Genomic DNA, 23,314 nt, shown 5'->3' with positions numbered 1-23,314 from the left:
CGCCCCGACCCTCAGGCCTCGTCGCGCTCGGGGAGCCGCCAGCTCCGCCGGTGCTGCGGCGTCGGGCCGTGGGCCTTGAGTGCCTCGACGTGCACGGCTGCCCCGTACCCCTTGTTGCCGTCCCAACCGTAGGCCGGGTACTGACGCGCCAGACCCGTCATGAGGCCGTCGCGCTCGCACTTCGCCAGGACGCTCGCCGCCGCGACCGACGCGCACTGGAGGTCGGCCTTGACGAGTGTGCGCACGGCCGGGTCCGGCAGGGCGAGGTCGTCCTCGGGGTCGAGGTCGAACGCCTCGAAGAGGTCCGCGCTCGGGCGGGTCAGCCAGTCGTGCTTGCCGTCGAGCAGGACCGCGTCGACCGGGCCGAGCGAGCGCCGCACCTGGGCCAGCGCGCGGCGGCCTGCGAGCCGCAGCGCCACGACGATGCCGTGCGCGTCGATCTCCGCCGGTCCGGCGTGCCCCACGGCCCACGCGAGCCCCCAGTCCCGGACCGCGGGCAGCATGGCCTCGCGGGCCGCGGGGGTCAGCATCTTGGAGTCGGTCAGGCCCTTCGGGAACGCGCCCGTGCTCAGGTCCACCACGACGACACCCACGCTCACCGGCCCCGCCAGGGCCCCGCGCCCCACCTCGTCCATGCCCGCGACGAGCCGCGCGCCCGAGTCGAGGATCGCGCGCTCGTGGCGCAGCGTCGGCGGCTTGGGCCCGGTCGACCGCTTCGCGGGGGCCTTGCGGGGCGCGCGCCGGGTCGGCGCGACGTCCGGCTCTCCCGCGACGAGCGGCGCACCGAGGTCGGTCGTCATGGTTCCGGCACCTCCGCGAACACGTCGCCCGGGTTGCGCATCAGCGTGAAGTCGCTCAGCGGCCACACCTTGACGAACGCGGTCCCGACGACGTTGCTGACCGGCACGAACCCGCCGCCCGGCTTGCCGGTGTTGTACCGCGAGTCGGCCGAGTGCTGCCGGTTGTCACCCATGACGAACAGCATGCCCTCCGGGACGACCACGTCGAAAGGGTCCTGGCTCGGGACGGACCCCGGCTTGATGTAGGTCTCGTCGACCGGCTGGCCGTTGACGCTCACGCGTCCCTGCGCGTCGCAGCACACGACCCGGTCGCCCGGGGTTCCGATGACGCGCTTGATGAGGTGCTCCCCCGTGTCCTGCGGGAGCAGCCCCACGAACGTCATGGCCGACGTCACGGCGTTGCCGACGGTCCCGCGGTCCGGGGCCACGTACGGCGGGAGCCAGCCCCCCGGGTCCTTGAAGACCACGACGTCGCCACGGTGCACGTCGAACGCGTCGGGGACGAGGCGCGAGACCATGACCCGGTCCCCCTCGACCAGGGTGTCCTCCATCGAGGCGCTCGGGATGAAGAACGCCTGCACGAGGAACGTCTTGATCAACCACGACAGCACCAGCGCGCTGAGGAGGATGATGACGGTCTCGCGCAGGAGCGAGCCGCGACCGGGCGCGGGCCGCGCCGGGGCAGACCCTGCTTCCATCTGGCTCCTGGCGTCCGTCCGCGCCGGCGGCGTCGCGCCGGGGACGGGTTCGGGTCGGGCTGCTGCCGGTGCGGCGCTGTCTGTCACGCGCTCACTGTGCCACTGCGCGGGCCGTCGGGCGAAACCGGCGGCTGCTGCCGTGGGCCGGTCGGCAGGCGCCGGAACGCCGACGGGCGGCCACCGTGAGGTGGCCGCCCGTGGGCGTGCGACGAGGCTGACGTGAGGTCAGGCTCGGGTCACTTCGAGGGGAGCGCGTCGCGCTTCTCCTTGATCTTCGCCTTCTTGCCGCGCAGCTTGCGCAGGTAGTACAGCTTGGCGCGACGGACGTCACCGCGCGTGACGAGCTCGATCGACTCGAGGGTCGGGGAGTGCACCGGGAAGGTACGCTCCACGCCGACGCTGAAGCTGATCTTGCGGACCGTGAAGGTCTCGCGGACGCCGCCACCCTGGCGGCCGATGACGACGCCCTGGAACGCCTGGACACGAGAGCGGTTGCCCTCGACGACCTTGACGTTGACCTTGACGGTGTCTCCGGCCCGGAACTCCGGGATGTCGCTACGCAGCGATGCTGCGTCGACGCTGTCCAGCGTGTGCATTGATCTCTCCCCGCCCTGCCACAGGTCAGACGCGTTCTCGTGGCCCACCGCGAGGCGGGTCCGGTTCAGTACGTGGGTGGTGCTCGCATGTGATCGGTCGCGCACGCGGACGTGCGGTGGGCTTCCCCTGTGGCAGAGGCCCGACCGGCGCACACCAAGGGTCTATTCTGCCACACCGCCGGCGGTGGCACCGGAGGCGGGTCCGGCGCTGCTCGGGGCCCGGTGCAGGGCTCCCCCGCGCACCTCCCAGCCCAGCGAGGCGAGGAACGCCCGGTCGTGCTTGTCCAGGGTGCTCGTGTCGAGGGCCGCGATCAGGTCGGGTCGGCGGGCGGAGGTCTTCTCGAGCGCCCGGTCGCGTCGCCAGCGGCGGATCTTGGCGTGGTGCCCCGAGAGCAGCACGTCGGGCACCTCGAGGCCCGACCAGACGGGCGGCTTGGTGTAGACGGGGTACTCCAGCAGCCCGGCAGCGCCGTGGGACTCCTCGACGAGCGACTCCGGGTTGCCGATCACCCCGGGCAGCAGGCGGGCGACGGCCTCGACCATGACGAGCGAGGCGACCTCTCCCCCGTTGAGCACGTAGTCGCCGATCGAGAGCTCGCTCACGCGGTGCCCGGCCGCACGGTAGTGCTCGGCCACGCGGGCGTCGATGCCCTCGTAGCGCCCGCACGCGAAGACGAGCTGGTCCTCGGTCGCCAGGGCTTCCGCGGTGCGCTGGGTGAACGTCGTGCCCGACGGCGTCGGCACCACCAGGTGCGCGGGTCCGGTCGCGGTCAGCTCGTCGACGGCCTGCCCCCAGACGTCGGGGCGCATGACCATGCCCGCTCCCCCGCCGAAGGGCGTGTCGTCGACGGTCCGGTGGCGGTCGGTGGTCCAGTCGCGCAGGTCGTGCACGCGCAGGTCGAGCAGGCCCGCGACGCGCGCCTTCCCGACGAGCGAGAGGTCGAGGGCCGCGAGGTACTCGGGGAAGATCGAGACGATGTCGATGCGCACGTCAGTCGTTGGTCCCGTCGGTCGTGCGGTCGTCCGCGCCGTCGTCGTCGGACGTGTCGGCCCCCTCCTCGGCAGCCGAGCCGGGCGTCGGCTCGGCGACCTCGAGCAGGTCGGCGTCGCGTGCGAGGAGGCCGCCCGGAGGGTCGAGCACGACCCGCCCGCCCGGCACGTCGACCACGGGGACGATCGCGTGCACGAACGGCACGAGCGTGCGCGTGCCGTCGGTCTCCTTGAGCACGAGCAGGTCGTGCGCCGGCAGGTGCTCGAGCCCCTGGACCTCGCCCACGACGGTTCCGTCCTCGAGCTCGGCGCGCAGCCCCACGAGCTCGTGCGGGTACCAGGCGTCCTCCTCGTCGGAGACGTCGGCCTCGACGACGAGCGTGATGCCGCGCATGCGTTCGGCCGCCGAGCGGTCGGTCACGCCCGCGAACGTCACGAGCCACTTGCCCTGGTGCAGGCGCGCGCGCTCGATCGTCAGCGGTCCCGCCTCGGCGGGCTCGGTGTCGATCGTGGACCCGACGACGAGACGCGCCTCGGGGTTGTCGGTGCGCATGTCCAGCGCGACCTCGCCGCGCAGTCCGTGGGCGCGGCCGATACGGGCCACCGTGAGCTGCATCGTGTGCTCCTTCTCGTCGTGTTACGTGCTCGTCGTGCGTGGGAACTGCCCGGCGGCCGGGCGCTCCCACCGTGTCACCCGTGCGGTGCGCGCGCACGTCCTGACCACACCACGCGGGCGGGCGTCGGACGGGCGGCGACGGGGGCGGGAGGTGATGGGCAGACGACGAGGCCCGGTCCACCCTGAGGGGGACCGGGCCTCGTCAGCGTGCGGTCGAAACCGTCACGTCGTGCTGTGTATCGGCTTGCGCTCAGCCGTCGTCAGCGGCGGTCGACGTCGACGACGTCGACACGGACCGGACCGTCGACCGACAGGGCACCGATCACCGTGCGCAAGGCACGGGCCGTGCGCCCACCGCGGCCGATGACGCGACCGAGGTCCTCGGGGTGTACCCGGACCTCGAGCAGCTCGCCCCGGCGCAGCGGCTTCGCGTTGACCCGGACGGCGTCCGGGTTGTCCACGATCCCGCGCACCAGGTGCTCGAGCGCCTCGCCGAGCATCAGGCCTGCTCTTCGGCTGCCTCAGCCGCGTCAGCGGACTCGGTCTCGACCGGCGCAGCAGCCTTCTTCTCGGCAGCCTTCGCCTTGACCTTCTCGGCGTCCTTGGCGGCAGCCTCGATGGCAGCGGCCGGGTCGACCTTCTCGCCCTTGACGCGCAGGGTGCCCTCGGCGCCCGGCAGTCCCTTGAACTTCTGCCAGTCACCCGTGATCTTGAGGAGCACGAGAACCTGCTCGGTCGGCTGCGCGCCGACGCTCAGCCAGTACTGCGCACGCTCGGAGGAGATGTCGATGAGCGACGGCTCCTCGGTCGGGTGGTACTTGCCGATCTCCTCGATGACGCGACCGTCACGCTTGGTGCGCGAGTCCGCGACGACGACACGGTAGTACGGCGCACGGATCTTGCCGAGACGCTTCAAACGAATCTTGGTGGCCACTGTGGTGGTCTCTCCTGGTTCTGGGTGAGGTGACCCGTGCGTCCTCCCGGTGGGGACCAGGTGAGCACGGTGTCGGGACACGGCGGTGCGCGGAGAGAGGGGCCGGGCACGCCGAGTACCCGGCTATTGTGCCAGATGCAGCACCCGGCGACCAACATCGCGTCGCAGCCGAGCCGACGCACCGCTCAGAGCGGCGCCACGACTCTCACGCGACCACGCCCAGCGCACGTCGACGCAGGCGACACACCGCTCAGAGCGGCGCCACGATCTCCCCGCGCAAGATCACCGCCGTCGGGTGCCGCAGCACCTCGATGTTCTCGCGCGGGTCTGCCGGGTACACGATCAGGTCCGCGCTCGATCCCTCGACGAGCCCGCCGTAGCCCAGGAACTCGCGTCCCTGCCAGCTCGCGGCCGCGACCACGTCGGCGACCGGGACGCCTGCGGCCACCATCTCGGCGCACTCGTCGGCGATCCGGCCGTGACCGATGGTCCCGCCCGCGTCCGTCCCGACGAGGAGCTGGATGCCCGCCTCGTGGAGCTGACGGACCTGCTCGTAGCGGCGCTCGTGCAGGTCGCGCAGGCGCGCCGCGAAGAGCGGGTACTTCGCGCCGGCCTGGCGGGCGATGTTCTCGAACTCGCTGATCTGCAGGAGCGTGGGCGTCACGGCGATACCGCGCTCGGACAGGGTGTACATGTCGTCGGGGTGGATCCCGGTGCCGTGCTCGATGCAGTCGACCCCGGCCGCGAGCAGCGACGGGACGACCTCGCTCGAGAAGGCGTGCACCGTGACGCGCGCGGCCTCGGCGTGCGCGACGGCGACGGCCTCGGTCAGCACGTCCTGGGGCCACAGGGGGCGCAGGTCGCCGTCGGTGCCCAGGTCCCGGTCGATCCAGTCGCCCACGAGCTTGACCCAGCCGTCCCCGGCGCGCGCCTCCTGGCGCACGGCCTCGGGGAGCTGTGCGACGTCGTCGAGCTCGAGGCCGTAGCCGCGCAGGTAGCGCTTGGGGCGGGCGATGTGGCGCCCTGCACGCACCAGGCGCGGCAGGTCGCGCCGCGACCTGACCCACCGGGTGTCCAGGGGGGAACCGGCGTCGCGCAGGAGGAGCGCCCCGCTGTCGCGGTCGGCGATCGCCTGCGCCTGGGCCGTGGCGTTGTCGACCGCACCGTCCTTGCCGAGGCCCACGTGGCAGTGGACGTCCACGAGGCCGGGCAGGACCCAGCCCTCGAGCGCCACCATGTTGGTGCCCTGCGCCGAGGGACGCGTCAGCGTGACGTGACCGTCCTTGACCCAGAGGTCGGACACCTCACGGTCGTCTCCCAGGAGGATGTGCCCCCGCAGGTGCAGCGAGGGGCCTTCGAGCGCGGACATCGGACTCCCAGTTCTCGGGCGGTCGGGCTCGCCCGACCTGTCGAGGACCGGGGCCGGGCGGGACGGACGGGGGTCACGGTGAGGGCCACCGTGACCTGCAGGACATAACCTAGCGCGCTAGCGCCCCAGGAACTTCTCCAGGTCGGGCGGGAGCTGGAGGTCGACCGGGTCCGGCGACTTCTGCGCGCTCTTGGCACCGCCCAGGGCGCCGAATGCCGCGCCCGGCGCCGCGGGGGGCGTGGCGGGTCCGCCGAGGGCGCGAGCCTGGCGGGCCGCCTCCTCCGCGGCGCGCTTGGCCGGGTTGCCCGACTTCGCCTTGCGCCCCTTGGGCGGCGGCGCGACGCGCCCGCGAGCCTTCTTGCCGCCCATGCCGGGCAGGTTCCCCATGCCGGGCATACCGGGCATGCCGCCGCCACGGCTCATCTGGCGCATCATCTTCTGCGCGCCCGCGAACCGGTCGAGGAGCTGGTTGACGTCGCTCGTCGTGACGCCCGACCCTCGCGCGATGCGCGCACGTCGCGACCCGTTGATGATCTTGGGGTTGTCGCGCTCGCCCGGCGTCATCGAGCGGATGATCGCCTCGATGCGGTCGACCTCTCGCTCGTCGAAGTTGTCGAGCGCCTCACGCATCTGCCCCATGCCCGGCAGCATGCCGAGCATCTTCTTCATGGAGCCCATGTTCTTCATCTGCTGCATCTGGACGAGGAAGTCCGCGAGCGTGAAGTCCTGACCGCTCGCGACCTTCTCGGCCATCTTCGCGGCCTCGTCGGCGTCGAACGCCTTCTCGGCCTGCTCGATGAGCGTGAGCACGTCACCCATGTCGAGGATGCGCGACGCCATGCGGTCCGGGTGGAACGGCTCGAAGTCCGTGAGCTTCTCACCGGTCGAGGCGAACAGGATGGGCCGACCCGTGACGCGTGCGACCGACAGCGCCGCGCCACCGCGCGCGTCGCCGTCGAGCTTCGACAGGACGACGCCCGTGAAGTCGACGCCCTCCTCGAAGGCCTTGGCCGTCGCGACCGCGTCCTGACCGATCATCGCGTCGATGACGAACAGGATCTCGTCCGGGTTCACGGCGTCGCGGATGTCCGCGGCCTGGCGCATGAGCTCGGCGTCGACGCCGAGGCGGCCCGCGGTGTCGACGATCACGACGTCGTGCTGGCGCTGGCGCGCGGTCTCGACACCGTCGCGGGCGACCTGGACCGGGTCGCCGACGCTCGTGCCCGACTCCCCCTCGGAACCCTGGTTGCCGGGCAGCGGAGCGTAGACCGGCACGCCGGCACGCTCGCCCACCACGGAGAGCTGGTTGACCGCGTTGGGGCGCTGCAGGTCCGCAGCCACGAGCAGCGGCGTGTGCCCCTGCTCGCGCAGGTGCAGCGCGAGCTTGCCGGCCAGGGTCGTCTTGCCGGCGCCCTGGAGGCCCGCGAGCATGATGACGGTCGGCGGGTTCTTCGCCAGGCGCAGCCCACGGCTCTCGCCGCCGAGGATCGCGACGAGCTCCTCGTTGACGATCTTGACGACCTGCTGGGCAGGGTTGAGCGCGCCGGAGACCTCGGCCGACAAGGCCCTGGACCGGATGGCACCGGTGAAGTCCTTGACGACGGGCACGGCGACGTCCGCGTCGAGGAGCGCGCGCCGGATCTCACGGATCGTGGCGTCGATGTCCGCCTCGGAGAGACGGCCCTTGCTCCGCAGGTTCTTGAAGGTCGACGACAATCGATCTGACAGCGTGGCGAACACCGCGTCATCCTTACCGCTCGTGAATCAGGGAAGTCCCCAGCCTACCGGTCGGGGACGGTCACTCGGGCAGGGTCGCGCGGGTCGCGGCCGTGAGGTCGTCCACGAGGCGCGCGCGCCAGGCGGTCCAGCCCGCCGGACCGAGCGACGAGGAGTCGGCCTCGGTCAGCGCGCGCAGCACGTCCAGGAGGTCTCGTCGCTGCCCGACGGCGTCGGCGAGCTCGGCGACGGTCGCCGGGTCGTCCGGGTCCGCCGAGAGCGCGAGCCGCGACAGGGTGAGGTGGTGGCGCACGAGGCGCGCGACGTCGTCGGGCACCCAGTCCCCGAAGCCCATGCGGCGCAGGATGCCCGGGACGAGGCGCGCACCCTCCTCGGAGTGGTCCTGCGCACCGGAGCGCTTGCCGATGTCGTGGAACAGCGCCGAGAGCAGCAGCAGGTCGCCCCGCTCGACCGCCCTGCGGTCACGCGCCGCACGCGCGACCGTCTCGACCAGGTGACGGTCGACCGTGTGTCGGTGGACCGCCGCCCGCTGAGGCCGGTTGCGCACCCCCGCCCACTCGGGGATCCACGTCGTCACGACCCCCACGAGGTCGAGCGCCTCCCACACCGCGACCTGCGCGGGCCCGCTCCCCAGGAGCGAGAGGAAGGCCGACCGCGCCAGCGCAGGCCACGGCTCGGGCAGGGGCGGGCAGTGCGCGAGGCTGCTCACGGACACCGGCGACAGGGTCAGCCCCGTGCGGGCCGCGGTCGCCGCGGCGCGCAGCGCGAGCAGAGGGTCGGTCTCGGGGTGGGCGTCGATCGCGAGGACCAGCTCGCCGTCGTGCTCGACGAGTCCGTCCCCGACCGACCGCAGCCGCGGTGCGGCCCGCCGACCCCGCACGAGGACCGGACGCCGGGCCACGCTCGGACGCTGGAGCGCCTGGCGTGCACGCCGGACCGTGGTGTCGAGCGCGTAGGAGATCTCCCGGCCCGCCTCGGCGAGGCTCGCCAGGAGCTCGTCGGGGTCGTCGTAGCCGCTCAGGGCCGCGACCTCGTCGAGGTCCGCGAGCAGGAGCCTGTTCGTGTGGCGACCCGTGACGACCTGGACCGCGTCGCGCACGTCGAGCAGGTGCGCGTACGCGCGGTCGACGGTCCCGTGGGGACGGTCCGTGAGCCACGTCGCGGCCAACGCCGACAGGACCACGGCGTCCCGGATACCGCCGCGCGCGTCCTTGAGGTCGGGCTCGATCAGGTAGGCGAGCTCACCCGACCGCTCGGCCCGGTCCTTGATCGACGACAACAGCTCAGGCAGTCGGCGGCGCGACGCCGAGCGCCAGTCCGTGAGGACCGCCGACGCGGCCCGGTGGACCACGAGCGGGTCCCCTGCGACCGCGCGCACGTCGAGCCAGCCCACGGCCGCGGGCACGTCCTTGGACGCGACCTGGCGGCACTGCGACAACGAGCGCACCGCGTGGTCGAGGTCCACCCCGGCGTCCCACAGGGGGTACCAGAGCCGCTCGGCGACCGCCGCGACCTGCTCGGGCGAGTGGCCGCGACCGTCGTGCACGAGCACGAGGTCCAGGTCGCTCACCGGCCCCATGTCGGCCCGGCCGAGGCTCCCCACCGCGGCGAGCGCGATCCCCTCGGTGCTCTCCCCCGCCGTCGCCTCGTCCCACAGCGCCGTGAGCCGGTCGGTCACGAGCGTGCAGACCGCAGAGCGACGCGCGACCCCCGAGCTCCCCGGCCCGCTCAGGTTCCGAGCCACCGCGAGCATCTCGGCCCGCAGGCCCCGCACCCCGGGGGGGTGCGGGGCCTGCGTCGGCTCCTCGGCGTCGCGCGGGGTTCCTGCCTTCGTCGTCCCGGTCATCTCGACCCTTCCGTCGCCCCCGCCGTACCCCGTCGTCGCTGTTCGTGCCGCCCGGCCCGACCGGTCGCCCTACAGGGCACCCGGTCCGTGCTCGCCGGTGCGGACACGTGCGACGTCATCGACCGTCACGGTCCAGACCTTCCCGTCACCGATGCGACCGGTCTGAGCCGCCTTGACGACGACCTCCGTGACCGTCGAGGCGTCCTCGTCGTCCACGAGGATCTCGACGCGGACCTTCGGGACCAGGTCCACGGTGTACTCGGCACCGCGGTAGACCTCGGTGTGCCCCTTCTGCCGGCCGTAGCCGCTGGCCTCGCTGACCGTCATGCCGCGGACCCCTGCTGCCTCGAGCGCCGACTTCACGTCGTCGAGACGGTGCGGCTGGATGATTCCTGTGACGAGCTTCATGCCCTGACCTCCTGGATGACACGACCCTGTGCGATGGTCTCGTATGCGGTCTCTCCGTGCTCAGCCAGGTCGATGCCGCCGACCTCGGCCTCCTCGCTGATCCGCCAGCCCATCGTCACCTTGATGACGAATCCGATGACGAACGTGAGCGCGCCGGAGAAGATCACGGCGGCCAGCGCGATGACGACCTGGATCACCAGCTGGTCGATCCCGCCGCCGTAGAGCAGGCCCGTGTCCGTGCCCAGCAGGCCGATCAGGACGGTACCGACCAGGCCGCCGACCAGGTGGACCCCGACGACGTCGAGCGAGTCGTCGTAGCCGAAGCGGTACTTGAGGCCGACCGCGAGGGCGCACAGGACACCGGCGACGGCACCCAGGGCGATCGCACCGATCGGGTTGACCGCGGCGGCGGCCGGCGTGATGGCGACCAGGCCCGCGACGACGCCCGACGCGGCACCCAGGCTCGTGGCGTGCCCGTCACGCAGGCGCTCGGTGACGAGCCAGGCCCCCATCGCCGCGCACGTCGCGACCGTCGTGTTGACCCAGGCCAGGCCGGCGACCTCGTTGGCGGCACCTGCGGAGCCGGCGTTGAACCCGAACCAGCCGAACCACAGGAGCGCTGCGCCCAGCATCACGAACGGGAGGTTGTGCGGACGCATGGGCTCCTTGCCGAAGCCCTTGCGCTTGCCGATGATCAGCGCGAGCACCAGGCCCGCGACACCGGCGTTGATGTGGACGACCGTGCCGCCGGCGAAGTCGATGGGGGCCACGTTGGCGATCCCGTCGGTCACGCCGTAGATCGCGGCCGCGATGCCGTTCTCGCCGGCACCGAGGAGGCCGCCGCCCCACACCATGTGGGCCAGCGGGAAGTAGACCAGGGTGACCCAGACGCCCGCGAAGACGAGCCAGGCGCCGAAGCGGGCGCGGTCGGCGATCGCACCGCTGATCAGAGCGACCGTGATGATCGCGAAGGTGGCCTGGAACCCCGCCGCCACGAGGGCCGGGACGCCGCTGCCCGCCAGGAGGCTGTTCGCGTCGTCGGTCAGGGGGGCCAGTCCGAAGAACTCCGTCGGGTTGCCGAAGACCCCCGCCACGTCGGACCCGAAGGTCATCGAGTAGCCCCACAGCACCCAGATGATCCCGACGACGGCGATCGCGCCGAAGCTCATCATCATCATGTTCAGGACGCTCTTGCCGCGGACCATGCCGCCGTAGAAGAACGCCAGGGCCGGGGTCATCAGCAGCACCAGGGCGGCCGACGTCAGGAGCCAGGCCGTGTTTCCAGTGTCAAGTTCGAAGGGCATGCGCTGTCGCCTCTCACCTCGCCAGCCGGGCGGCCGGACAGGTCAAGACTCGGACAGCGGGGTTTCCCCGCGACGCGCGCGGGGTGACGGAGGTGTAACGGGGAGCACTCGTGTGTAAACGTTGCGTTTCCCGGCGGGTCCGGGGCCGTCCCGGGGGCAGCCCGCCCCCGGGACGTGGTGGCCACGGGCGACGTCAGTCGCCCAGCAGCCCGTCGACGAACTCCTGCGGGTCGAACGGCGCCAGGTCGTCCGGGCCCTCCCCCAGGCCCACGAGCTTGACCGGCACGCCCAGCTCACGCTGGACCGCGACGACGATGCCGCCCTTGGCCGTGCCGTCGAGCTTGGTCAGCACGATGCCCGTGACGCCCGCGATCTCGCCGAAGACCCGTGCCTGGTTGAGGCCGTTCTGGCCCGTCGTGGCGTCCAGGACCAGCAGGACCTCGGAGAGCGGCGCCTCCTTGGTGATCACGCGCCGGATCTTGCCGAGCTCGTCCATGAGACCCGCCTTGTTCTGGAGGCGGCCGGCCGTGTCGACGAGCACGACGTCGACTCCCTCGGACCGGCCCGTGCGGACCGCGTCGAACGCGACCGCGGCCGGGTCCGCCCCGTCGCGGTCGGAGCGCACCGTGCGCACGCCGACGCGGGCGCCCCACGTCTCGAGCTGGTCGGCGGCCGCAGCGCGGAACGTGTCGGCCGCGCCGAGCACGACCGTGCGGTCCTCCGCCACCAGGACGCGGGCGAGCTTGCCCACGGTCGTCGTCTTGCCCGTGCCGTTGACCCCGACGACGAGCACGACGGCGGGGAGCCGGGAACCGTCGTCGGCCGTCTGCGGGTCCGTGGCGAGCGAGCGGTCCAGGCTCGGGTCGACGAGGGCGACGAGCTCCTCGCGCAGCAGCGCGCGGACGCTCGCCGGGTCACGGACGCCCAGGACCCGCACGCGGGTACGCAGCGACTCGATGAGCTCTCCCGCCGGGCCGGCCCCGACGTCGGCGAGCAGCAGCGTCTCCTCGAGCTCGTCCCAGTCGTCCTCGGTCAGGTGGTCGCGCGAGAGCACCGCGAGCAGCTTGGAGCCGAGCGGCGAACCCGACCGGGCCAGGCGGCCGCGCAGCCGGGCGAGCCGGCCCCCGACTGCCTCGGGGACCTCGACCGCGGGCGGGGCCTCCAGGTCGGCCGGTGCCTCGACCGTGGCCACGGCCCCTGGCAGGGGCTCTCCCTCGGTCGCAGGGAGCTCGTCGGGGCTGCTGCCCGGCGTGGGGGGCGGAAGGGTGGCGCGCGCACCAGGGCGACGGCGGAAGCCGACGAAGCCGACCGAGGCGACGACGAGGACGGCGAGGGTGATCCAGAGCCAGAGGAGATCGTTCACCGTCGCAGTCTCTCAAATCCGAGCGCGACGTGCGGGCCGCGGGTCAGCGGGGCCGGACGGCGGGCCGAGCGTTCACCGCGCCCCGGGTGGCACCCTCAGTCCTGGGGAGCGGCCGGACCCGGAGGGGGCGTCGCAGGGACCGAACGCACGGCGCCGGTGTGCGGACGCCGGACGGTGGCCACGTGGAGCGTGTGCGTGGCCCGCTCACGAGCCCGGTGCAGTGCGTCGGTGATCTCGTCGGCGTCCATGTAGGCCGGGTCGACGACCTCGGTCGCGGCGAAGAACTCTTCCATGCCGGTGTCGACGGGTGTCGCCGAGGCTGCCTCGCGGTCCTCGTCCGACCGTCGGCGCCAGCTCGACAGCCCCGAGCGGAAGTCGCGCCAGAACCCCTTGATGCCGACCGGAGGTCCCTGGCGCTCGTTGCGGTCGTCGATGCGCGTGACGACGCTCGCGAACAGGAAGACCACGACGGCCGCCACGAGCGCGATCCCGAGGAACACGAACATCCAGAGCATCCGTCAAGTATCACCGGGACGACCGGGTGAGCACCGACCGAGACCGGCGAGTCCGATGATCGATACAGCATCTTCACACCGCAGGACCCGCGAGATCGTGCGGTTCACGAATCATGGGCCACGAGCGGTCGGCACGGGGGCCGAGCGCCGGGCCACCCGAGACGTCGGTCACACGCCGACCTCGTCGCGCAGCCGTTGGCTGATGACGGTCGTGACGCCGTCGCCTCGCATCATGACGCCGTACAGCGCGTCCGCGATCTCCATGGTCCGCTTCTGGTGCGTGATGACGATGAGCTGCGAGTCCTCCTGGAGCTCACGGAAGATCTCGAGCAGACGCCCCAGGTTGACGTCGTCGAGCGCGGCCTCGACCTCGTCCATGACGTAGAACGGGCTCGGGCGGGCCTTGAAGATCGCGACGAGGAGCGCGACCGCGGTCAACGAGCGCTCGCCGCCGGACAGCAGCGACAGCCGCTTGACCTTCTTTCCCGCCGGGCGGGCCTCGACCTCGATGCCGGTCGTGAGCATGTTCGCGGGGTCGGTCAGCACCAGGCGCCCCTCGCCCCCGGGGAACATCCGCCCGAAGACGTGCACGAACTGCTCCGCGGTGTCGTGGTAGGCCTCGGTGAAGACCTGCTCGACGCGCTCGTCGATCTCGCGGACGATCTCGAGCAGGTCGGCCCGGGACTTCTTGAGGTCCGCGAGCTGGGTCGTGAGGAACGTGTGACGCTCCTCGAGCGCGGCGAACTCCTCGAGCGCGAGGGGGTTGACCTTCCCGAGCTGCCCGAGGGCACGCTCGGCCGAGCGCAGGCGCTTCTCCTGCGCCGCCCGGACGTAGGGCTCGCTCACGGGCTCGCCGTCCTCGTCCTCGCGCACGGTGCCGTCCTCCGCGAGGACGGGGACGGGCCGGTCGGGACCGAACTCGTCGAGCAGGACCTCCGGGTCCAGGCCGAGCTCGGCGACGCTGCGCTCCTGGAGCTGCTCGATCCGCAGCTGCTGCTGCGTCCGGGCCACCTCGTCGCGGTGCGCGACGTCGGTCAGCTCCCGTAGCTGTGCCGCGAGCACGTCGACCTCGGAGCGACGGGCGGTCACGGCCGCGTCGAGCTCTCCCCGGGCGACCTCGGCAGCGTCCCGCTCGTCACGAGCGCGTGCGAGCGACCGCTCGATCGCCGCCAGCGCCGTCTCGGCTCCGTCGCGCACGGCCTCCGCACGGGCCGCCTGACGCACCCGGGCGGCCTCGCGCGCCGCGGCCCGCTCGCGCGCTGCCCGCTCGGTCGCCGCCGCCCGGGCCAGGGACTGAGCCCGCCCGGTCAGTGCACGGGCCCGCTCCTCGCTCGTACGCAGCGCGAGGCGTGCCTCGGTCTCGGCCGCGCGTGCGGTGGTCGCCAGGCCGTTGGCCTCGTCCCGGGCGGCGGTCGCCGCCGCGACCGACTCCTCGGTCTGCTCCGGTGCCGCCTCGGCCTCGTCGTGCCGAGCGACCAGGGTCTCGAGCTCGGCCTGCTCGGCCACGAGCGTGACCTGCGCCTTCTCGAGGTTCGCCCGGACCCGGGCCGACTCGGCGGCGGCCGCACGGGCCGTGGCTCCCAGGTGCCCGAGCTGCTCGGCGACCGCGGCGAGCGCGGCATCGGACTCGTTGAGCCGCTCCAGGGTCGCGTCGTAGCGCTGCTGCGCCTCCTCGGCCTCCTCGAGCGCCCCCACGAGCGCGAACCGTGTCCGCTCACCGCGAGCGATCGCGTCGTCGCGGGCCGCCTGGGCCTCGTCCAGGGCCGACTGCAGGTGCAGCACGCTCGGCGCGGTCGCCGAGCCGCCCCACGCGCCGTGCGCGCCGAGCAGGTCCCCGCTCTTCGTGACCGCCGTGACCTCGGGCGACGCCGCCACGAGAGCACGTGCCTGGGCCAGGTCCTCGACGACGACCACCCCGTCGAGCAGGAGCTCGACCGCGACGGCGACCGAGCGCGCGGGCGTCACCACCTGCGCGGCCCACGCGGCGCCGTCGGGCAGGCTCGTCGCGGCCACGCCGCTCCTCGCCGCCGACGCAGGGCCCGCTCCCCCGCCGACCACGAGGCTCGCCCGCCCCGCGTCCTCCTGCCGCAGGTGACGCAGCGCGTCGACCGCCGCCTCGAGGCTCTCGACCGCGACCGCGTCCGCGGCCGGGCCGAGCGCCGCCGCGATCGCGTCCTCGTACCCCGCGTCGATGCTCAGCAGCGCCGCCAACGACCCGAGCGCGGCCACCCCGTCAGCCGCCAGCAGCGCGCCCGCCCCGTCCTTGCGGACCAGGCTCATCTCGAGCGCCTCGACGCGTGCGCTCCACGTCGCCCGGTCACGGTCCGCGGTCTGCTCCTCGGCACGCAGCCCCGTGACCACGGCCGCGGTCCGCTCGACGGCGTCGGCCGCCTCCTCGTGCTCGGCGTCCAGGCCCTCCTCGCCCTCCTCGACGCCCACGACCTGCGTCTCGAGGGACGCGAACTCGAGGTTCGCCTGGTTCCCGCGTCGCTCGGTCTCCGCGAGGCTCTCCCGCAGACGCCCGATCTCGGCCTCGGTCGCCTCGACGCGGGACCGGCGCGCCGCGACCTGGCCGGCCAGCCGGGCCAGTCCCTCGCGACGGTCCGCCGCACCGCGCAGCAGCGTCGCGAGCGCCCGCTCCGCCGTCTGCGCCTGCGCCTCGACCGCGGTCCGCTCGGCCACGGCCGACTCGAGGGTCGCCCGTGCGACGGCGACCTCCGACTCGAGCTCCTGCTCCGCGGCCCGCGCTCGCGCCGCCTGGGCGTCGAGGTCGTTCGGGTCCTGGCCTCGCTGGACGGTCTCCGGCCGCCCCAGCAGGCGCAGCCGCTCCGCCGCGAGCGTCCGGGTCCCACCCAGGCGCTCCTGGAGCGACGACAACCGGTACCAGACGTCGCTCGCCCGGGCCAGGGCCGGGGCCGCCGCCGCGGCCTGCGCCTCGAGCGTTCCCAGCGCCTCGCGTGCCGTGGCGAGCGATCGCTCGACCTCGGCCTGCCGCGCCCGCAGCGCCGACTCGTCCGCGATCTCCTGCTCGAGGGTCGCCGTGAGCTGCGCGAGGTCGTCCGCGAGCAGCCGCGCCCGCGCGTCGCGCAGGTCCCGCTGCACGACCTGCGCCTTGCGCGCGATCTGCGCCTGGCGTCCGAGCGGCCCGAGCTGACGCCGGATCTCCGCCGTCAGGTCCCCGAGCCGCGTGAGGTTCGCCTGCATCGCGTCGAGCTTGCGCAGCGCCTTCTCCTTGCGCTTGCGGTGCTTGAGGACCCCGGCGGCCTCCTCGATGAAGCCGCGTCGCTCCTCGGGCGTCGCCCGCAGCACCGCGTCGAGCTGCCCCTGCCCCACGATCACGTGCATCTCTCGCCCGATGCCAGAGTCCGAGAGCAGCTCCTGGATGTCCAGCAGCCGGCACGACGAGCCGTTGATCGCGTACTCCGACCCGCCGTTGCGGAACAGCGTCCGAGAGATCGTCACCTCGGAGTAGTCGATCGGCAGCGCGCCGTCCGTGTTGTCGATCGTCAGCGACACCTCGGCGCGGCCGAGCGGCGGGCGCCCCGCCGTGCCCGCGAAGATGACGTCCTCCATCTTGCCGCCACGCAGGGACTTGGCGCCCTGCTCCCCCATGACCCAGGACAGGGCGTCGACCACGTTCGACTTGCCCGAACCGTTCGGCCCGACGACGCACGTCACCCCGGGCTCGAAGCGCAGGGTCGTCGCCGACGCGAACGACTTGAACCCGCGGAGGGTCAGGGTCTTGAGGTGCACGGGTCAGAGCCTAGTGCGGATCTGCGGGTGAGACGGGGAGGCGGTGGTGCTGAGGGCGAGGACGGGGGTGGGGCCGCGGTTCTTCCATCCGACCGCTCGTCCCTCGCGACCTCCCGCCAGGCCCGCCACGACCCGCGCCCCCACCCTCGTCCCTCCCCGCGCTCCACGCCGACGAGGACAGGCGCCCCCGTCCGTCGACGGGGGCGCCTGCGAGCGGTGCGAGGGGGCTCAGAGACCGGGGAACCAGAGCGCGATCTCGCGGGCCGCGGACTCCGGGGAGTCCGAGCCGTGGACCAGGTTCTGCTGGACCTTCAGGCCCCAGTCGCGACCCAGGTCACCACGGATGGTGCCGGGGGCGGCCGCGGTGGGGTCGGTCGTGCCGGCGAGCGAGCGGAAGCCCGGGATGACGCCCTGCCCCTCGGCCACGACCGCGAGGATCGGGCCGGAGAGCATGAAGTCGACGAGCGGGGCGAAGAACGGCTTGCCCTCGTGCTCGGCGTAGTGCGCCGCGAGGAGCTCGGGGGTGGCGTCCAGGAGCTGGACGGCGGCCAGGGTGTACCCCTTGGCCTCGACGCGGCGGAGGATCTCTCCCGACAGGCCGCGACGGACGCCGTCGGGCTTGACGAGGACGAGGGTGCGCTCGATGGTCTCGGAGAGCGCGTCGGCGACGACGGGGGCTGCAACATCAGTCATGCGCACGACCCTACCGGGCGTCCTCACATGTTCGGTGCGGTCTCCGGGTGTTCGGCGTCGTAGGCCGCCCGCTCGCGGTCGATCCGTCCGCCGAGCCGCAGCGACACGATCCACAGGACCACGAAGATGCCCCCGACAAGGAACATCAGCGGCACCGCGAAGCCGCACGCGATCACGGGGAGCTGCACGACCGAGCCCGCGACGTACCCGCCCGGCCCGCCGACCATGCGGCTGAGGAGGATCAGCACGACCATGAGCGTCCCGCCCACGATCCAGATCGCCGGGCCCGAGGGCACCTGCATCCGGTCCGGCCACGCGTAGGGCACGGTCCGCAGGCCGTACGCGACGAGGGTCGCGAACAGCACGAGGAAGGCCTCCAGCAGCAGCGTCGTCGACGTGAACTGGACCTTCGCGGACTTCTTGGCCTTGATGCGGGGCGGGGCCGCCGCGTCCTCGCCCGAGGGGGCGGAGGACGCGGCGGGCCGGGCCTGCTCTGCCGGCTTGTCGGCCGGTTCGATGCTGGAGCTCACGCGCTTCAGTTTACCGGGGCGCCCTGCCGGTCGGGGGCGCCCGTCGGGTCGTCTCCCGGCGGGATGCTCGCCCCGTCCGGCCCGACGGCGTCACGCACCGGGGCGTCCTGCGCCTCGTCGGCGGGCCCGCCCTTCGGGTCCGCGATCGCCTCGCCACGAGCGACCATGCCGGCCTCGCCCGAGAGCTTGACCTCCTTGAGGAACAGCGCGAGCACGAAGCCCACGACGACGAGCGGGACCAGGTACCAGAACGCCGGGGCGAGAGCGTTCGTGAACGCGTCGATGACGCCCGTCTTGACCGGCTCCGGGAGCGCCTGGACGGCGGCGGGGGTCAGGCTCGAGGCCTCTCCCCCGCCGGTGGCCGCACCACCGGGGATGACGTCGGCGAGGTTCGCCGACAGCCGGGTCGTGAAGATCGTGCTGAACAGGGCCGTACCGACGGCCGCGCCGATCTCGCGGAAGAAGTTGTTCGCGCTCGTCGCGGTCCCGATCTCGTGGGGGTCCACGGAGTTCTGGACGGCCAGCACGATCGTCTGCATGACCAGCCCCATGCCGGCACCCATGACGAAGATCATGGCGCCGAACAGCACCATGGACATGTCACCCGTGATGGTGGTGAGCCAGATGATGCCCGCGGTCGTGATGGCGAGCCCGGCGACGGGGTAGATCTTGTAGCGCCCGGTCTTGGTGATCGCGAAACCTGAACCGATCGCGGTGATCATGACACCGACCATCATGGGCAGCATGAGGAAGCCGGACTCGGTCACTCCGGCGCCGGTCGACATCTGCAGGAACGTCGGCAGGAACGCGAGCGCGGAGAACATGCCCATCCCGAGCACGAGGCCGATGAGGGTCGCGATCGTGAACGTGCGGTTCTTGAACAGGTGCAGCGGGAGCAGCGGCTCCTGCGCGCGGTTCTCGACCACGACGAACAGCGCGATCGACGCGAGCGTCGCGGCGACCATGCCCAGGAGCTTGGGGTCGGACCAGTCGTAGCCCGTGCTCGTGGTGAGCGACTCCCAGCTCGTGAGCAGGACGATCCCGGACGTACCGACGACGAGGAAGAAGATGCCGGCGACGTCGATCTTGCGCCCCGAACGGTGGCTCGGGAGCTTGAGCGTGAACCATGCGACGAGGAACGCCGCGATGCCGATCGGGACGTTGATCCAGAAGGCCCAGCGCCAGCCGGGTCCCTCGGTGAACCATCCACCCAGGAGCGGGCCGATGACGGCCGCGATGCCGAACAGGGCTCCCATGGGGCCCATGTACTTCCCGCGGTCCTTGGCGGGGACGATGTCGGCGATGATCGCCTGCGACAGGATCATGAGGCCACCGCCGCCCAGGCCCTGGACGGCGCGCCACGCGACGAGCTCCGGGAAGGTCTGCGCGAAGCCCGCGCCCGCGGACGCGACGGTGAACAGGCCGATCGCGACGAGGAACGGCCAACGACGACCCCACAGGTCACCGAACTTGCCGTAGAGCGGCATGACGATCGCGATGGCCAGGATGTAGGCCGTGATGACCCAGCCCTGGTGCTCGACCCCGTGCAGCTCACCGACGATGGTCGGCATCGCGGTGCCGACGATCGACTGGTCGAGCGAGGACAAGAACATCGAGGCCATGAGCGCACCGAAGATCAGCCAGACGGTGCGCTGCGTCAGCACGATGAGCGGCTTGCCGCTCTCCGCGGGAGACGCGCCGGCCCCGGCCGGCGGGGCCGGCGTCGTGGAGCGGGAGGAGGACATGAGGTATCCGTTCAGGTCGGTGGACAGTCACCCGGCGGACGCGGACCGCGGGTGCGAAGGAGAGCGAGAGGGGTCGTGCGAGGTGCGCGCGCGTCAGCCCGGAGCGGACCCCGGGCAGACGAGCGCGCGGAGCTGGGCGACGACCGAGCCGAGCTGGTCGACCGGTTCGCCCGTGCGCCCGAGGCGCTCCCACTCGAGGGTCGTGGTGCGCAGGAGGCTCATCACGACCATGGCGAGAAGCTCGGGCTCGGGGACGAACGGGTGGTCGGCACGGCGGCGGTCGAACACGTCGATGAGGCCCGTGCGCAGGTTCTCGATCCACCACATGTGGCGGGCGAGGAGCCGGGGCTCGCGCTCGACGAGCGTGATCGCCCGGTGCACCCGGTCGAGGGACATGACCTGGTGGGCGAGCAGGTCGGTGACGAGCGCCTGGAGGTCGTCCAGCAGGTCCCCCGTGGGGCCGCCCGCGACGAAGGCGGCGACGGCGTCGGGGGACGGGGAGAAGTCCTCGACCCCGAGCACCGCGTCGTCCTTCGACGCGAAGTAGTTGAAGAAGGTCCGTGTCGAGACGCCGATCGAGGTGCAGACGTCCTCGACCGTGACCTCGTCCAGGCCCCGCTCGAGCACGAGGGTCTGGGCGGCGTCGATGAGCGCCTCGCGGCGCTCGCGCTTCTTGCGCTCACGCAGCCCGGTGGGGACCGCGGAGGGCTCGACAAGGTTCTGCACAGCCGAAACTTTACACGTCGTGCAACTTTGCAGGCAATGCAGTATTCGCGTGACGCCGGTCACGGACGGGGCGCTCCTGACCCAGGACGGGCGAGGGACGAACCGGGGCGTCAGACCTCGCCGAAGCCCCCCTCGACCGCGGCGAGGGCCGCGTCCCGGGCCTCGTTCGCCTGCGGACCCTCGGCCGCGATCACGAGCTCCCGTCCGCCGGTCGCACCCAGCTTCATCATCTCGAGCACGCTCGCGGCGTTGACACCGTTGATGATGACCTTCGCGTCGTAGCCCGCGACGAGCCGAGCGAGGATCGCCGCCGGACGGGCGTGCAGGCCGAGCGGGTTGCGCAGGGTGACCGCCCGCGGGGCGCCCGGCGAGTCGTCCTCGATTCCCGCAGCGCCCGCGAGCTGGTCGGCCGGCCCGGCGGCCGGGACGAACTCTCCCCCGGCTCCGGGCGCGCTCTGTGCGAACGTGCTCCCAGCGGCCTCGGCCGAGGCGAGCACCTCGGCGAGACTGCCTCCGCCGTGCGCCGTCACGGCCGCGGCGACGGCCCCCTCGACGAACGGGGCGTCCGCGAGGACGACCCGACCGTCGAGAGTGTCGTCGAGCTCGATGACCGACTCGATCGTCATGACCGCCGACCCCAGGTCGGCGAGCACCACGACCCCCTCGGTCCCCACGAGGCCTTCACCGACCGCGGTCGACACCACGTCGTAGCTCGTGCCCAGGCTGCCGTCGTCCGTTCCGCCTGCGGGCAGGAGCAGCACGCCGGGAGCCATCTGGGCCGCGAGCTCGGCGGCTCCCTGTGCGAGACGGGCCGAGTGGGACACGAGCACCAGGGCGATCCGTGCGCGATCGCCGACCTGTGGGGTAGTCATCGGGCAATCATTCACCGGGAGCGGTGGCCGCCGCGACCGCAGCCCGCAGGATCACGACGGTCGACGTCGCACCCGGGTCCTGGTGCCCGATGCTGCGTTCGCCCAGGTAGCTCGCGCGCCCCTTGGTCGCGAGCAGGGGGACCGTCGCGAGAGCCCCCGCCTCGGCTGCGGCGAGCGCCGCCTCGAGGACGCCGACGGGATCCGCTCCCGAGTCCGCGGCGGCGACCGCGGCGTCGACCGCGGGCTGCCAGGCGTCGACCATGGTCTTCTCCCCGGGCGCGGCCTTGCCGCGCGCCGTGATGCCTTCGAGCGCCCCCTCGAGCAGGGCGACGACGGCCGAGGAGTCGAGCTCCGCCAGCCCCGTGACCTTGGCCGCGCGCAGGAAGGCGGTGCCGTAGAGCGGCCCCGACGCGCCGCCGACCGAGGACATGAGCGTCGTCGCCACGAGCTTGAGCACGTCACCGATCTGCGCCGGCTCGGCCTCCAGCCCGTCGAGCTTGGCGACGACCGCCTGGAACCCCCGGTTCAGGTTCTCGCCGTGGTCGCCGTCGCCGATCTGACGGTCCAGCTCGGTGAGCTCGTCCCGCGCCGACACGATCATCGCCGCAGCGTCCCTCATCCAGCGCACAGCCCACGCAACGTCCAGCGTCATCAATCGCCCTTTCCCTACTGGCCCGGGGCGGTTCGCGAGAATCGCCCCGGGGCGCCGTCCCCCGGCTCTCGGGGGTCGGCCGGAGTCACCACCGCAGAGCGGCGGTGTGCACGGGCGCGTCCCAGAGCGCGGTCAGCTCGTCGTCCAGCCGGAGCACGGTGACCGAGGCCCCCTGCATCTCCAGCGAGGTGACGTAGTTGCCCACGAGCGAGCGGGTGACCGCCACGCCGCGCGCCTCGAGCAGCCTCCTCGCCTGACGATAGACGACGTAGAGCTCGGACTGGGGCGTACCACCCATACCGTTAACGAACAGCAACACTCTCTCGCCGCCCTCGAGCCGCAGGTCCTCCGCCACGGCGTCGACGAGCATGCCCGTGATCTCGTCCGCGGAGGCCAGAGGGATGCGGTGCCTGCCCGGTTCACCGTGGATCCCGATCCCGATCTCGATCTCGTCGTCACCGAGGTCGAAGCTGGGCTTGCCCACGTGCGGCACGGTGCAGGCGCTCAGCGCGACCCCCATGGACCGGACGTTCGCGACGACCCGGCCGGCGATCTCGGTGACCTTGCCCAGGTCGTCACCGCGGTCCGCGGCGGCCCCGGCGATCTTCTCGACCGCGACGGTGCCGGCCACCCCGCGCCGCCCGGCCGTGTAGAGCGAGTCCTCGACGGCGACGTCGTCGTTGACGAGGATGCTCGCTGCCTGCGTTCCCTCGGCCTCGACGAGCTCGAGCGCGGTCTCGAAGTTGAGCACGTCGCCCGTGTAGTTCTTGACGATCGCGAGCACGCCCGCCCCCGAGTCCGCCCCCAGGATCGCGGGCACGATCTGGTCCGGCGTGGGCGAGGTGAACACCGCGCCGGGCACGGCGGCGTCGAGCATCCCGGCGCCCACGAAGCCCGCGTGCAGGGGTTCGTGCCCTGCGCCGCCCCCGCTGACGAGGCCGACCTTGCCGGGCACCGCACCACCCGCGCGCGAGACGTACAGCGGCGCGCGGTGGACCTCGACCAGGTCGGCGTGAGCCAGCTCGAACCCGTCGAGCGACTCCGTGACCGCGTCCTGCGGGTCGTTGAGCAGCTTCTTCATGGCGCATCCCTTCGTCGGACTGCTGCGGCACCGGGCGGCCGCGTGCACTGCTCGCGCACCGGTGACGCGTGCCCCCGGTGCCCGTC

At 72.7% G+C, this 23,314-nt stretch carries 22 protein-coding genes; all 22 read right to left on the bottom strand.

The features are described 5' to 3' along the window. Window positions 1-11: 11 nt before the first annotated feature. Complete coding sequence (gene rnhB / locus JOD48_RS08160; protein ID WP_204808490.1) at window positions 12-800, bottom strand: ribonuclease HII; 789 nt, start codon at window positions 798-800, stop codon at window positions 12-14. After that, window positions 797-1,498 (bottom strand): signal peptidase I, encoded by a 702-nt coding sequence (lepB, locus tag JOD48_RS08155; protein ID WP_204808488.1) that lies wholly within the window; start codon window positions 1,496-1,498, stop codon window positions 797-799. The genes rnhB and lepB overlap by 4 nt, the downstream gene beginning before the upstream one ends. A 236-nt stretch (window positions 1,499-1,734) precedes the next feature. After that, a complete protein-coding gene (gene rplS, locus JOD48_RS08150; protein WP_191790584.1) occupies window positions 1,735-2,094 on the bottom strand; it encodes a 50S ribosomal protein L19 in 360 nt (119 codons plus the stop codon). A gap of 162 nt (window positions 2,095-2,256) precedes the next feature. Next, window positions 2,257-3,084 carry a tRNA (guanosine(37)-N1)-methyltransferase TrmD gene (trmD, locus tag JOD48_RS08145; protein WP_204808486.1) on the bottom strand — a complete coding sequence of 276 codons (828 nt, stop codon included), beginning with the start codon at window positions 3,082-3,084 and terminating at the stop codon, window positions 2,257-2,259. A gap of 1 nt (window position 3,085) precedes the next feature. Continuing rightward, window positions 3,086-3,700, bottom strand: coding sequence for a ribosome maturation factor RimM (gene rimM / locus JOD48_RS08140; RefSeq protein ID WP_204808484.1), 615 nt, complete (start codon window positions 3,698-3,700; stop codon window positions 3,086-3,088). A gap of 260 nt (window positions 3,701-3,960) precedes the next feature. Then, entirely contained in the window at window positions 3,961-4,200 is a 240-nt protein-coding gene (locus tag JOD48_RS08135) for an RNA-binding protein (RefSeq protein ID WP_030150613.1), read from the bottom strand. Next, on the bottom strand, window positions 4,200-4,634 hold the full coding sequence (rpsP, locus tag JOD48_RS08130; RefSeq protein ID WP_030150614.1) for a 30S ribosomal protein S16: 435 nt from the start codon (window positions 4,632-4,634) through the stop codon (window positions 4,200-4,202). Before rpsP ends, JOD48_RS08135 begins: the two co-directional genes overlap by 1 nt. Window positions 4,635-4,884: 250 nt before the next feature. After that, on the bottom strand, window positions 4,885-6,003 hold the full coding sequence (locus JOD48_RS08125; RefSeq protein WP_204808483.1) for an amidohydrolase family protein: 1,119 nt from the start codon (window positions 6,001-6,003) through the stop codon (window positions 4,885-4,887). Window positions 6,004-6,120: 117 nt separating this feature from the next. Then, complete coding sequence (ffh, locus tag JOD48_RS08120) at window positions 6,121-7,743, bottom strand: signal recognition particle protein (protein WP_204808481.1); 1,623 nt, start codon at window positions 7,741-7,743, stop codon at window positions 6,121-6,123. 58 nt (window positions 7,744-7,801) lie between these two features. Continuing rightward, window positions 7,802-9,586, bottom strand: a complete 1,785-nt coding sequence (locus JOD48_RS08115) for a [protein-PII] uridylyltransferase (protein ID WP_204808479.1) — start codon at window positions 9,584-9,586, stop codon at window positions 7,802-7,804. Between the two features lie 69 nt (window positions 9,587-9,655). Beyond that, window positions 9,656-9,994 (bottom strand): P-II family nitrogen regulator, encoded by a 339-nt coding sequence (locus tag JOD48_RS08110; RefSeq protein WP_191790578.1) that lies wholly within the window; start codon window positions 9,992-9,994, stop codon window positions 9,656-9,658. Continuing rightward, window positions 9,991-11,298: an ammonium transporter gene (locus JOD48_RS08105; protein ID WP_191790577.1), complete on the bottom strand. Its 1,308-nt coding sequence runs from the start codon at window positions 11,296-11,298 to the stop codon at window positions 9,991-9,993. The genes JOD48_RS08110 and JOD48_RS08105 overlap by 4 nt, the downstream gene beginning before the upstream one ends. Before the next feature lie 193 nt (window positions 11,299-11,491). Continuing rightward, entirely contained in the window at window positions 11,492-12,661 is a 1,170-nt protein-coding gene (ftsY, locus tag JOD48_RS08100) for a signal recognition particle-docking protein FtsY (RefSeq protein WP_191790576.1), read from the bottom strand. A gap of 95 nt (window positions 12,662-12,756) precedes the next feature. Next, window positions 12,757-13,176: a hypothetical protein gene (locus tag JOD48_RS08095; RefSeq protein ID WP_191790575.1), complete on the bottom strand. Its 420-nt coding sequence runs from the start codon at window positions 13,174-13,176 to the stop codon at window positions 12,757-12,759. A 168-nt stretch (window positions 13,177-13,344) separates the two neighbouring features. Further along, window positions 13,345-16,929 carry a chromosome segregation protein SMC gene (gene smc, locus JOD48_RS08090; protein WP_204808477.1) on the bottom strand — a complete coding sequence of 1,195 codons (3,585 nt, stop codon included), beginning with the start codon at window positions 16,927-16,929 and terminating at the stop codon, window positions 13,345-13,347. A gap of 228 nt (window positions 16,930-17,157) precedes the next feature. After that, window positions 17,158-17,622, bottom strand: coding sequence for a nucleoside-diphosphate kinase (gene ndk / locus JOD48_RS08085; protein WP_138824817.1), 465 nt, complete (start codon window positions 17,620-17,622; stop codon window positions 17,158-17,160). 23 nt (window positions 17,623-17,645) lie between these two features. Further along, on the bottom strand, window positions 17,646-18,152 hold the full coding sequence (locus JOD48_RS08080) for a DUF4233 domain-containing protein (RefSeq protein ID WP_307824042.1): 507 nt from the start codon (window positions 18,150-18,152) through the stop codon (window positions 17,646-17,648). 5 nt (window positions 18,153-18,157) lie between these two features. Beyond that, complete coding sequence (locus JOD48_RS08075) at window positions 18,158-19,897, bottom strand: MDR family MFS transporter (protein WP_204808475.1); 1,740 nt, start codon at window positions 19,895-19,897, stop codon at window positions 18,158-18,160. Window positions 19,898-19,990: 93 nt separating this feature from the next. Continuing rightward, window positions 19,991-20,623, bottom strand: coding sequence for a TetR/AcrR family transcriptional regulator (locus tag JOD48_RS08070; RefSeq protein WP_204808473.1), 633 nt, complete (start codon window positions 20,621-20,623; stop codon window positions 19,991-19,993). Window positions 20,624-20,733: 110 nt separating this feature from the next. Then, on the bottom strand, window positions 20,734-21,495 hold the full coding sequence (gene dhaM, locus JOD48_RS08065) for a dihydroxyacetone kinase phosphoryl donor subunit DhaM (RefSeq protein WP_204808471.1): 762 nt from the start codon (window positions 21,493-21,495) through the stop codon (window positions 20,734-20,736). A 7-nt stretch (window positions 21,496-21,502) separates the two neighbouring features. Further along, on the bottom strand, window positions 21,503-22,147 hold the full coding sequence (gene dhaL, locus JOD48_RS08060) for a dihydroxyacetone kinase subunit DhaL (protein WP_191790570.1): 645 nt from the start codon (window positions 22,145-22,147) through the stop codon (window positions 21,503-21,505). Window positions 22,148-22,232: 85 nt separating this feature from the next. Next, on the bottom strand, window positions 22,233-23,228 hold the full coding sequence (gene dhaK, locus JOD48_RS08055; protein WP_191790569.1) for a dihydroxyacetone kinase subunit DhaK: 996 nt from the start codon (window positions 23,226-23,228) through the stop codon (window positions 22,233-22,235). Window positions 23,229-23,314 lie beyond the last annotated feature (86 nt).

Origin of the sequence: Oerskovia paurometabola (assembly GCF_016907365.1) — a bacterium.
Classification (GTDB): Bacteria; Actinomycetota; Actinomycetes; order Actinomycetales; family Cellulomonadaceae; genus Oerskovia; species Oerskovia paurometabola.
This window is presented reverse-complemented; position numbering and strand designations above follow the sequence as displayed.